Here is a 12625-nt window from a genome sequence, read left to right as displayed (position 1 = left end):
AATACTACATGGAAATTATAATAAAAAGTTAAACCTTTCTAACTGAATACATTTTAGTAATGAAAACATAATTCAAGTTGAAAATCGTGAGGAATTGAATGAGATTTTAGTTTCTTATTTGAAAAAGGTTTAGCCCTCATATTGCTTAACTTCAACAATATTTGAAGGTAAACTGAATTCGTTTTCAGTCAATGCTAATAAAACATTTTTCATTACTTGTGTTCTTATTGCTAAATGATAACTTTTTGAAGAACTTTTAAAAGTATCTAACCAAAAAAGAACTCTCAAATTAATAGTACTTGCTGCAAATTCGTCAATAATTACTGCAGGTTTTTTTCCACCTAGTAAAACACCTTCAGTTTTTGAAACTGATTCTATAATCACTTGAATCGCTTTTGATAAATCACTTGAATAGTCTAATCCTAACAAAAATTCATTTCGCAAAAAACCATCAATAGTATAATTAATTAAAGGAGAGTTTATTATTTGAGAATTGGGTACAAAAACATCTTTTCCATCGGTAGTTTTTATAATAGTTTCTCTTATGCGAAGTTCTTTTACATAGCCAATAACTTTTTCTGTCTCAATTAAATCGTTCTCTTTAAATGGACTTTTAAAGGCTAATAAAATTCCAGCTAAGAAATTTTCTCCGATATCTTTAAAAGCAAAACCAACAACGAAGGTTAAAATCCCTGCTCCAGCTAATATTTTTGTCGTAATATTTTGAAAACCTACTAAATCTAAAAAGATAACAACCGTAATGATTTTTATAACTCCAGAAATTATTTGTGCTATAAAAAGTCTGGAAAGCGTGTTTTGAACCTTTGACTTAATTCTGTTTTCGGTTACTTTTTTTCCAAAATTAGCAATTGCAAATCCTATAATCAATACAACAAGACCAATTAAAAACGTTGGTGCATTTTGTAAAATTGTATCGTAATAGAACTGAAATTTCTCAATTAATTTATCCATAAATGGCTAGTTATACTATTTCTTCAAAAGGAATTTCTGGGTTTAGAATTTCTTGTATTAAAGATACTAATTCTATTTTAAATGAATCAATAGTATGCGTTGTAATATCAGAATCGCTGTTTTTTCCTTTTCCAAATCCGAAAGGCATAAAACCAGCTTTCATGTTTTTGAAAGAAATAATTCCGGCTTCGACCGGATATTCTTTATAATCGGTTTTGTTTTCAAACATTAAAGCATAACAAAGCAATTGAATAATTTTATCATATTTAATATCAGAAGATAAAACGGTAAAATCATCTACTTTTAAACTACTTCCTAAAACTTTTCCTGTTTTGTAATCTATAATTCTGATTTTGTTGTCTCTTAATTCAATTCTATCAACGTTTCCTGCAATTGTGATTTCATAAGGTAACTTTTTGTCTACAATCTTACCTTCTAAAGTATGCTCAAGAAATAGAATTTTAATAGCACTACCCGATTCAATGTCTTTCTTTTCCATTTTTAGAAATTGCTCCACATTTTGTTTGGCAACTTCGAAAGCTAAAAGGTTTTTTCCTTTTTTTATTTCACCTTCTTTGTAAATGGTTTTGAATTGTTTTATTGTTTCATTTTCTACTAAAGCATACATGGAATCAATATCACTTATCGACAAATATTTTCCAACAAAAGGGTCATATAAATGTTTTAAAGTTTCGTGAATTACAGTTCCTAAAGTATTGACAGCAATGTTCTCTTCAACTTCATCGATTTCTCTAATGCGTAAAATTCGTTGAGTATAAAATTGAATTGGATTTCGAATATAACTGGTTAATGAAGAAGGAGAAAATCCTTTTTCGGTTGCAATTTCTTCTAATCTATCTAAAACAGCTTGTGTTTTTTCTATTTTTATAGGCTCGTATGCCAAACTAGGTAAATGAGCGTTGTAGATTGTATTTTTCTTAATATGATGTGGGAAATCGATTTCTAATTGGGTTAAAAAACGACTTTTTTCACCAGCGTCAATTCCGTCTGAATTTTCAGAATTATATAGCAAGTAAATATTTTTGGCTCGATACAATAAATGATAAAAGTGATAACTGTAAATCGCGTCTTTTTCACGGAAAGTTGGCAATCCTAATTCGCGCTTAATATCATAAGGAATAAAAGAATTTGAACTTTTTCCTGATGGAAATTTTCCTTCATTAACTGATGTAATGATTACATTTTCAAAATCTAAAACACGACTTTCCAGAACTCCCATGACTTGCAAACCAGACAAAGGCTTTCCTTCAAAAGAGACCTCAGCTAAATCCACAACATTTTTATAAATAGAAAACAAACTTGAAAGTGAAGTTATGCTTTGGTATTTTTCAATAAATGTAGCAATTCGATTTAAAACTTGGTAAATAGAATGCAAGAAAGCTTTTGCAATTATATCTTCTTGATTATCATTTGTTAATCGAGATTTTATCGTCAATAAAACTTGAGTTAATTTGGTGATAATTTCAGAAGCATCATCATTCCATTTTGAAAAAATTAGTTCAAATAATGGATTATCATCATTAGTTTTGTGTTCTTCATACAGTTGAAACAATTTATAGTTTGAAAAGAAAGTAAAGTTGTTGTATTTGATTACATGTTCTACTTTTTTTGCATCAATATAAGGTTCAATTAAGGAGTGATTTAAGATATCTAAAACTTCTTTATAATATAAAGTATATTGTTTTTCGTTTCTTTGTTTTGCGTTTGTGTGAAGTTTAAAAATTTTAGAAATCAACAATTGAGCTGGATTATTTTTACTAGGATAACCCATTGTGATGTTTAAACTTTCAACGGTTTCTGGTAAATTATACAGAACCGGAAGCAATAAATTTTCGTCTCCTAAAACAACAGCTGTGTTTTGTAAATCAGGATTATTAACTTGAAGTTCTTCTATAAGGTTTCCAACAATTTTGGTTTGCCCAACTGTTTTTGGCGTTCCAATTATTTGGATGTTTTTTTCTTGTTCAAAATGTGTATCAATCCATTTAAAAGATTGATTGGCATATTGCTTCCATTCTTTTTTATACTTTCTGATGAATAAACCCGCATCATGAAATGGATCTTGAAGAATTGCATAATCAATATCCCAATAAACCAATGCTTTTTCATGAAGCATTAAGTGTTGAAAAATTCGTTCTTCAGCTTGATTTAGCGCATTGAAACCAGCAAAAATAATTTTACTTGAAGTCGGAATATCTTTAGTAAAAGCTTCTAAATTATTTATTGATTCACGATATAACAAACCTTGATAACCAATTCCTTTCTCTAAAAGATACTTATAGAATGAATTATAATAGTGAGGTAATTTATCCCAAAACTCTAAAGTAGAATCAATCAGTTTTGTGGTTTGATTTAGTTCTAAATCCCATCTTTTTAAAGCTTCCACATCTTTTAAGTAAGAAAAAACGTGTTTTTGATCTAGCAAATAGCGATCAATTTCATTAAAGTCTTGAATAAGTGTTTTAGCCCAGTAAGAAAACGTTTCAAAGTCTTGAATATCTTTCTTTTCGGTTATTGAAGAATAGACATTATAGAATTCGAATAACACTTCCATAGAGTCAATGGTTCGCAAACCTGATATCTCTTGTATGAATTCTTCTATACTAACAATATTAGGTGTAAAAATCGGCTTAGAAAGTTTTGATTGAATGTTTTCAATTAAAAAAACTCTTGCTCTTTTACTAGGAAGAACTATAGTGATATCGGATAAAGTATCAGGATAAAGACTGATTAATTCATCTGTAAGCTTACTTAGGAATGTAGGGTTATTCATAAATATAAATATAAAAAAAACGCCCCGAATAATCGAGGCGTTTTCTTAAAAATATTTTGTAATTAAATTATTTTACTAATTTAACTTCAACTCTTCTGTTGTTAGCTTTTCCAGCTCTAGTTTTGTTTGTGTCAATTGGGTATTTTTCACCAAAACCTGTTGAAGTTAATCTGCTAGCATCAATTCCATTCTCGATTAAGTAAGCTTTAACAGCTTCTGCTCTTGAACTAGATAATATTTGATTACTTTCATCTTTACCATCACTATCAGTATGACCTTCTAAAGAGAATTTAGAATTTGGATACTCTTTTAAGATAGCAGTAATAGCTTGTAATACTGGGTAAGTTTGTTTTTGGAAAGAAGATTTACCAGAATCAAATAAGATTGTTTTAGCATAATCATTCAATTTTTTCATTGTTTCGTCAGAAACTTCAGGACATCCGTTATTAGCAACAGTTCCTTTTACAGTAGGACATTTGTCATCTTTATCAGCAACACCGTCACCGTCAGTATCTGGCCATGGACAACCTGCGTTATCTTTTGGTCCTTTAACTTCTGGACATTTGTCTACATTGTCAGCAACACCGTCACCGTCAGTATCAGGACAACCTTTCATTATTTTTGAACCTTTAACGTCTGGACAAGCATCTTCTGAATCGATGATTCCATCTCCATCTCTATCTGGACATCCGTTTAATTCTTTTGAACCAAATACTTCTGGACAAGCATCAGCAGAATCCATAATACCATCTTTATCAGTATCAGGACATCCGTTGAATTCTTTTAAACCAGCAACTTCTGGACAAGCATCATCTTTGTCGTATATACCATCTCCGTCAGTATCTTTACCTCCAAATTTGAAAGTAAGACCTGCAAAGTGTTGTAAATGTGTAGCTACATCAACATTTGGTGTTCTTGTGTCATCAAATGAATGTTTGTAAGTAGATTGTAATGATAAACCAACATTGTCAGTAAACCAAAAGTTTATTCCTAAACCTCCATTAACTGTACCTGCAGAAGCATCACCCATCCAAGTATAACCTCCACCAACATGAGCGAAAGGATCTAATACTTTAGATTTGATCATTTCCATGAAGCTATATTTGATAGCTAAATCTCCAGCGTAATAAGATAAATCACCAGGATTTGTAACTACATGAGAGTTAATTGTTCCAGGTACTTTAGTAACAAATCTGTCAATTTTATTAACAGAACCTGTTAAACCAATAGAAAAACTGTTTCCAACATGCTTAGAAACTCCAACATAAGAAACCGATGGAAGAATGTTCCAGTGGTCTTGTACGTTAAAATATTCAGCAATTTGATGTTCAAACTTCTCCGATGCACTGAATTTTGTGTCAACTGCGTTCACACCAAAAGACACTGCCCATGGATTGTTGCTGTCTTGTGCCTGTGTTGCTATACCAGCAAACATTAAAGCCACAGCAAATAATTTGTTAAGATGTTTCATACTTTTTTTTTAATTTATAATTTTAATTACAACTTATATAACTTAGACAAATTTAACACGATTATTTATATCTGCAAAGTTTATTCACAAAAAAAACTTAAAAAACAGTGTTTTCATGGGTATTATATAACTTTTTAAGTTTATTCTACAACTTTCAGAGCTCTACCTACTTCTGTGAAAGCTTTTATTGCTTTATCTAAATGCTCTTTTGTATGAGCCGCAGATAATTGCACTCTAATTCTTGCTTTATCTTTTGGAACAACTGGAAAGAAAAACCCGATTACATAAATTCCTTTTTTAAGTAATTCATCTGCCATTATTTGTGATAATTTTGCGTCGTATAACATAACTGGAACAATTGCAGAATCACCATCAATAAAATCAAAACCTGCTTTTCTCATTCCATCTTTGAAATAATTAGTATTCCATTCTAATTTATCTCTTAACGAAGTGTCTTTTTCTAATAATTCAAAAACTTTAATTGAAGCTCCAACAATTGCTGGTGCCAAAGAATTTGAAAACAAATAAGGACGAGAACGTTGACGCAAGATTTCAATGATTTCTTTTTTAGCTGTTGTATAACCACCCATTGCTCCACCAAGTGCTTTTCCGAGTGTCCCTGTTATAATATCAACTCTACCTAAAACATTTTTTGCTTCTAAAGTTCCAATACCTTTTGCACCTATAAATCCAGCTGCGTGACATTCGTCAACCATAACCATGGCATCATATTTATCCGCTAAATCACAAATTTTATCTAATGGAGCTACTAAACCATCCATTGAAAATACACCATCTGTAACTATTAACTTGAATCTAGTACCTGCTTCTGTAGCTTTAATTAATTGAGCTTCTAAATCTTGCATGTTACTATTTTCATAACGGTAACGAGCTGCTTTACACAACCTTACACCATCTATAATAGAGGCATGATTTAAACTGTCTGAAATAATACAATCTTCTGCTCCTAATAAAGGTTCGAAAACTCCACCATTTGCATCAAAGGCAGCTGCATATAATATAGTGTCTTCAGTTCCGTAGAAATTTGCAATTTTTTGTTCTAAAGTTTTGTGAATATCTTGAGTTCCACAAATAAAACGAACTGATGACATTCCGAAACCATGAGAATCAAGAGCATCTTTTGCTGCTTGAACCACTTCTGGATGTGATGAAAGTCCTAAATAATTATTAGCACAAAAGTTTAAAACCGTTTCACCAGTTGAAATAGTAATTTCTGCTCCTTGTGGAGAAGTAATAATTCGTTCTTTTTTAAACAATCCGTTATCTTGAATTGCTAGTAACTCTTCTTTTAAGTGTTCTTGTATTTTGCCGTACATATCTTTATTTTTTACAAATGTATAATATTTAAATTTTTTCCTAAATAAACTAAAGCTTTTTCTTCAACTTTATAACCCATTTTTTCTAAAAGGCTTTCGTATTTTTCTACCTGATGTTTATGACTCTCTTTTGGAACTCCAGTTTTATAATCTAATAAATAAGCTTTACTGCCTTTAATTGAAATTCTATCCGGAATAAAAGTGTTTTTATTTTCGTCAATAATACTAGTTTCATTGTAAATTCTAGCATCAACATCATAAAATTCTTTTAATTCTGAATGATTTACTATAGAATTTATAACTTGCTCAATTACATAAACTTGTGATTGATTAATTAAACCTTTTTCTAAAGAAATTGCAATAGCTTTACTCACGTCTTCACTTGTTTTTATATAAGACAAAATTTCGTGTAATGTGTTCCCAAATTCAATCGCTTCGGCTTGAATAGTTCCCCACATTAAAGCTTCTTTTTGAGCTATTTTTATAGCACTTGTTTTAATCTTATTTTGCACAACTTGTATTTCATCTAAGTTAGCAATTACTTCTTCATTTTTGGAAACTTTCATTGGATTCCCAAATTCATATTCTAATTGGTTTTCATTAAAGTTTTTATTTAACTGAAGATATTCAATTATATTTGAAGACAATGTATTAGGTAAACTTCCATCTTTATTTATCTTTATTTCAGAAATAACATAAAGTTGTTCAACGGCTCTTGTAAAAGCAACATACAAAACATTTATATTGTCTAAAATTTCTTCCTGATTCTTTTCTTGATAAATTTTACTTGCATCATCACTATAACTTAATACATCTTTTTTATTATCAATCAATACTTTATGAAAATTAATATTTTCATTTTCTAACGGAATCCAAAGTTTATTTCTATTGTTTTTTGAATAATTATCGTTTGCAAAAGGGTAAATCACAACTGGAAATTCAAGTCCTTTTGATTTATGAATCGTCATTATTTTTATGGCATTATTTCCGTCTGGAGAAGGAATGCTTTTTTTGTAACCCGTTCTTTCCCAATAATCGATAAAATCAGCGATACTTGATTGTGCTTTTATGTGTCTTTCTAAAACCAAATCTAGGAAATACTGAACATAAGAATTATTAGCTTTCTGCTTGATAAAGGCAGAAACAATAATTTCAACTACTTCGTAAAGTGATTTTTTTCTGCAAGCATTAAAATCAATTGAAACATCATATTTCTCTAAAGCAATTTTTAAATTTTCTTCTGAAACATGAAGATTATGGTTAATTAAATCATGAATTTCTTCAGAAGATTGCAAATATTTCCCAACATAATACAACATATTAAACTTTGCATCAGCGTCAAATTTATTGTTAATATACTTCAATACATTGATAATCAACTTAACTTCGGTTGCATTTTGAATCAACAAAGTTTCAGATGATAAAATCGGAATTTCATTTTCGGTTAAATAATTCGCCAATAAAACTCCGTTTGATTTCGTTCGCGTCAACAAAACCATGTCTTTGTATTGAAATCCGTTTTTTAGGACTTTTTCAATCGTAAATAAAGTTTGTTTTAGATATTTTGTGTTTTTGTCATCGTCTTCTTCCTCTTCATTTACCTCAGCATTATCAGAAGTATCAATGAACGAAATATTAGCGTAACCACCATTTTTATTGGTTTTATTCTGATGGCTATTATTCAAATATAAATCTACATAATCCGGATTTTCTAATTTACTTGAAATGAATCTGAAAAAATCATTATTAAAGTCAATTACCTGACTATAACTCCTATAATTTGTATCTAAAACTATGGTTTCTTTATCTTTATTTGAAAACGGATTCTCCTCTTTACTCAAAGAAATAAATTGCTCTGCTTTTCCTCCACGCCAACGATAAATCGCTTGTTTTGGATCACCAACCAACATTAATGTTCCAGCCACTCCATTTTCTTCACTAGAAAGCGCATTATCTACTAATGGAATTAAATTTTTCCATTGTAAAACTGAAGTATCTTGAAACTCATCAATAAAAAAATGACGGTATCGATCACCCATTTTCTCATATATAAAAGGAGCAGGTTGATTTTGAATTTCTTTGTTTATTATCTCATTAAATTCAGAAATCGATAAAATATTTTGATCGGTTTGAATTTTTCTAAACTCTTTATTAATGGAATTTAGTAACGATAACGGGTAAATGTTTTTATTAAAAGCTTCAAGCAAGAAAATATTTTGATATTCTTTATAGGCTACTTGAAGTTTTTGCAAAATTTCGGGCAAAATACTTTCAATTAAACCTTTATCTTTAGCTGTTTTATTAATTTGAACCTGTTCTACTTCTGAAAATTTATTTATATCAGAAGGAGGAAGATTCCCATCCATAATTTTAATTAAATGATTAGGAAAAGTCTTTCTTGAAAAAGATTCTATGGCAATTCCGTTATCTTTAATTAAAGTCAGACTTTCTTGAGCTAAAGCTGAAGCCAGTTTTTTATATTTTTCTATTTGACCGACAATTACTTTTTTGGTTTCCACAAAGTCAGCAATTGTTTTGTTTTCGTAATCTTTAAGTTCGTGCTTACTATCTTCATTGGTTAAAAGCGAACTTGCAGCTAGTAAATCGAAAGTGATATCCCAATTTTTATCGTCATCCGTTTTATTTCTGGAAAAGTCTAGAAGTAGTTTTGTTAATTCGTCGTCTTCACCAGCTTTAGAAATAACAGTTTCAATAGCTTCTTGCATCAACAAATCGGTTTCTAAAGAAATATCAAAATCTAAAGGAATATTTAATTCGTGAGAAAATGATTTAATAATCTTTAACGTAAATCTATCAATAGTCGAAATATCAAACGCTGTATAATTATGAATAATACTTTTGATAATAACTTTTGATTTATCTTTAATTGTGGCAATGCTTAATCCTGTTTCTTTTGCAACATCTTTTAATAAATCAGCGGCTTTTTCTGAAGTTTCATCTTTTGAAAATTCTAACAAATAGAAAATAATTCTAGATTTCATTTCTTCTACTGCTTTGTTGGTAAAAGTTATGGCTAGAATTTTTCTATAAGCTTCATTTGAAGATGATTTTAATAAAATTTTAATATACTCTTTCGACAAAGTATAGGTTTTACCCGAACCCGCAGAGGCATTATAGATTGAAAAGGAGGCTTTATTTTCTGTCATATATTTAAATCTTATAAAACTATAAGAAAATTGTATTATGTATTTAACGGCTTATTTCGTAAATTTGAATAAAAATAATACTAATCTATTTAAAAAACTATATTATGGCTTTTGAATTACCAAAATTACCTTATGCATACGATGCATTAGAACCACATATTGATGCTAGAACTATGGAAATACACCATACAAAACATCATAATGGTTACACAACGAACTTAAACAACGCAATTGCTGGAACTGAATTAGAAGGAAAATCGATTGAAGATATTCTTAAAAATTTAGACATGAGCAATGGAGCTGTTAGAAATAATGGTGGAGGATTTTTTAATCACTGTTTGTTTTGGGAAGTTATGTCGCCAAACGGTGGTGGATTGCCAACAGGAGATTTAGCTGCTGCAATTGATGCTGCTTTTGGATCTTTTGAAGATTTCAAAAATGCATTTGCTAAAGCTGGAGCAACTCAATTTGGATCAGGATGGGCTTGGCTTTGTGTGAAAGACGGAAAATTAGAAGTTTGCGGAACACCAAATCAAGACAATACATTAATGCCAGGTGTTGGTTGCGGTGGAACTCCAATCTTAGGAATGGATGTTTGGGAACATGCTTACTACTTACATTACCAAAACAGAAGACCAGATTATATTGAAGCTTTCTTTAATGTAATTAACTGGGCTGAAGTTGCAAAAAGATATGCTGCTGCTAAATAAAAAGTAGTGGTTTTTGAAAAGAAAAAGGGCTGAAGTGTTTACTTCAGCCCTTTTGTTATATATAATTGCTTGATTATTCTAAATAAAAAAGGTGGAAATAAATCCACCCTTTTTGCCCCAAATCTACCATAAACTTAACCTACTAATCCTATGGTGAAACAAATCTATGCAAAATATTTTTATGAACAAACTTTATACGAGTATTTTTTGTTGTTATTAACAATTTTATTTTAGTATGCCCTAGCATCATTTCCTTCATAAAAATTCAAAAAAGCCCTATTTACTACCCTATTACCCCCAAATGTAGGATAATCACCCGTGAAATACCAATCTCCTAAATTTTTAGGACAAGCTTTGTGTAAGTTTTCAACATTTTGAAAAATGATTTTCACTTGTGCATTGACTGATTTTGAAGTTAACATTTCTGAGATTTTATCTGAAATTTCTTGATCAGTAAATGGAGCGTATAATTCTTTTACGTAGTTGACTACTTCTTTATCAGCGAAAAGTTCTTGTTTTTTAGATTTTTCATAAACCTCATCAACAATATGATACAGATTTCTTTCTTTCAACAAGGCTAATGTAGCTTTAAAAGCGATTAAGCCTTCTAGTTTTGCCATATCAATTCCGTAGCAATCTGGATAACGAATTTGTGGTGCTGATGAAACAACTACAATCTTTTTAGGATTCAGTCTATCCATCATTTTAATGATGCTTTTCTTAAGAGTAGTTCCTCTTACGATACTATCATCAATGATTACTAAATTATCTGTTGGTTTTATAACGCCATAAGTCACGTCATAAACATGAGCTACTAAACTATCCCTACTACTGTCTTCTGTAATAAACGTTCTTAATTTAGCGTCTTTAATGGCAATTTTTTCCGTTCTAATTTTTACAGAAAGTATTTCTTCTAATTTTTCTTTGGTTAGCGTCTTTCTGTTATCTAAGATATACTTGTTTTTTCTTTGGTTTAAGAAATCTTGAGCAGCTTCTACCATTCCGTAGAAAGAAGTTTCTGCTGTATTTGGAATAAATGAAAAAACTGAATTATCTGTATCATTATCAATCGCTTCTAAAACTGCTGGCAAAATTAATTTACCTAATTCTTTTCGTTCTTGATAAATTTCAGCATCACTTCCTCTTGAAAAATAAATTCTTTCAAACGAACAAGCTTTCTTTTCAGTTGCTGGAATAATTTCTTCTAAAGATATTGAACCATTCTTTTTGACAATAATTGCTTTTCCTGGATCTAATTCTTTCACTTTTTCAAAAGGAACATTGAAAACCGTTTGAATAACTGGTCTTTCTGAAGCTACTACTGCAATTTCATCATCAGCATAATAGTATGCTGGACGAATTCCGGCTGGATCTCTAAACACAAATGAATCTCCATGACCTAATAAACCAGCCATTGCATAACCACCATCCCAATTTTTAGAAGCTTTACGTAATATCTTTGCAACATCTAATTGTTCTACAATAACTTGAGAAGCTTCTCTTTTAGAAAGTCCTTTTTCTTTACATTGTTGGTAAATTTCAGTAACATCTTCATCTAAAAAATGTCCTATTTTTTCCATTACTGTAACTGTATCAGCTAATTCTTTTGGATGTTGTCCTAATTCCACCAAACTTTGAAACAATTCTTTTACATTAGTCATGTTAAAGTTTCCGGCAACAATTAGATTTCTATGCATCCAATTGTTTTGACGTAAAAAAGGGTGAACACTTTCTATACTGTTTTTACCAAAAGTACCATAACGAACATGACCTAAAAACAATTCTCCTATATAAGGAATATGTTGTTTTTGAAGTTCAGCTGTATTATATTCTGGATGAGATTCTAGCTCTTCATTAATTCTTCCATTAATTTGAGCAAAAATATCTTGAATAGGTTGCGCATCATTAGAACGAATTCTACTAATATATCTTTCTCCTGGATCAACATCTAATTTAATACTTGCTAAACCTGCTCCGTCTTGCCCCCGGTTATGTTGCTTTTCCATCAAGAGATACATTTTCTCTATTCCGTAAAAAGCCGTTCCATACTTTTCTTTATAGAAATCTAATGGCTTTAATAATCTTAGTAAAGCAATTCCACATTCGTGTTTAATAGCATCGCTCATAATAGTAGTGTGTTGTGTTGTTGTTTAATGCAATAAAAAATGCCCCGA

The 12625-nt window shown here is 30.2% G+C and carries 7 protein-coding genes; 1 reads left to right on the top strand and 6 read right to left on the bottom strand.

The genetic code is table 11. From position 1 onward, the window contains the following. Positions 1 to 129: 129 nt before the first annotated feature. The 5 genes from AAC008_RS08650 to AAC008_RS08630 form a co-directional block, all read right to left on the bottom strand. Positions 130 to 972, bottom strand: coding sequence for a mechanosensitive ion channel domain-containing protein (locus tag AAC008_RS08650; protein WP_339888783.1), 843 nt, complete (start codon positions 970 to 972; stop codon positions 130 to 132). Between the two features lie 10 nt (positions 973 to 982). Further along, a complete protein-coding gene (locus AAC008_RS08645) occupies positions 983 to 3766 on the bottom strand; it encodes a PD-(D/E)XK nuclease family protein (RefSeq protein WP_339888781.1) in 2784 nt (927 codons plus the stop codon). 67 nt (positions 3767 to 3833) lie between these two features. Beyond that, positions 3834 to 5237, bottom strand: coding sequence for an OmpA family protein (locus tag AAC008_RS08640; protein WP_339888780.1), 1404 nt, complete (start codon positions 5235 to 5237; stop codon positions 3834 to 3836). A gap of 140 nt (positions 5238 to 5377) precedes the next feature. After that, entirely contained in the window at positions 5378 to 6574 is a 1197-nt protein-coding gene (kbl, locus tag AAC008_RS08635) for a glycine C-acetyltransferase (protein WP_339888779.1), read from the bottom strand. 11 nt (positions 6575 to 6585) lie between these two features. Continuing rightward, positions 6586 to 9741, bottom strand: a complete 3156-nt coding sequence (locus AAC008_RS08630; RefSeq protein WP_339888778.1) for a UvrD-helicase domain-containing protein — start codon at positions 9739 to 9741, stop codon at positions 6586 to 6588. Between the two features lie 104 nt (positions 9742 to 9845). On the opposite strand from AAC008_RS08630, the gene AAC008_RS08625 reads away from it, so the two are divergent. Next, positions 9846 to 10451, top strand: coding sequence for a superoxide dismutase (locus AAC008_RS08625; protein WP_339888777.1), 606 nt, complete (start codon positions 9846 to 9848; stop codon positions 10449 to 10451). A 230-nt stretch (positions 10452 to 10681) separates the two neighbouring features. Here AAC008_RS08625 and AAC008_RS08620 read toward each other — a convergent pair whose 3' ends face one another. Then, positions 10682 to 12577, bottom strand: coding sequence for an amidophosphoribosyltransferase (locus tag AAC008_RS08620; protein WP_339888776.1), 1896 nt, complete (start codon positions 12575 to 12577; stop codon positions 10682 to 10684). Positions 12578 to 12625: the final 48 nt, after the last annotated feature.

It is taken from the genome of uncultured Flavobacterium sp. (assembly GCF_963975515.1).
In the GTDB taxonomy this organism is placed as follows: Bacteria; Bacteroidota; Bacteroidia; order Flavobacteriales; family Flavobacteriaceae; genus Flavobacterium.
Note: the sequence above shows the minus strand (reverse complement) of the source record. Positions and strands in the feature narration are given on the sequence as shown.

Excerpts from the sequence above, each read along its gene's own strand:
- kbl (WP_339888779.1), bottom strand. The coding sequence starts at position 6,574 with ATGTACGGCAAAATACAAGAACACTTAAAAGAAGAGTTACTAGCAATT.
- AAC008_RS08625 (WP_339888777.1), top strand. The coding sequence starts at position 9,846 with ATGGCTTTTGAATTACCAAAATTACCTTATGCATACGATGCATTAGAA.
- AAC008_RS08620 (WP_339888776.1), bottom strand. The coding sequence starts at position 12,577 with ATGAGCGATGCTATTAAACACGAATGTGGAATTGCTTTACTAAGATTA.
- AAC008_RS08640 (WP_339888780.1), bottom strand. The coding sequence starts at position 5,237 with ATGAAACATCTTAACAAATTATTTGCTGTGGCTTTAATGTTTGCTGGT.
- AAC008_RS08630 (WP_339888778.1), bottom strand. The coding sequence starts at position 9,741 with ATGACAGAAAATAAAGCCTCCTTTTCAATCTATAATGCCTCTGCGGGT.
- AAC008_RS08645 (WP_339888781.1), bottom strand. The coding sequence starts at position 3,766 with ATGAATAACCCTACATTCCTAAGTAAGCTTACAGATGAATTAATCAGT.
- AAC008_RS08650 (WP_339888783.1), bottom strand. The coding sequence starts at position 972 with ATGGATAAATTAATTGAGAAATTTCAGTTCTATTACGATACAATTTTA.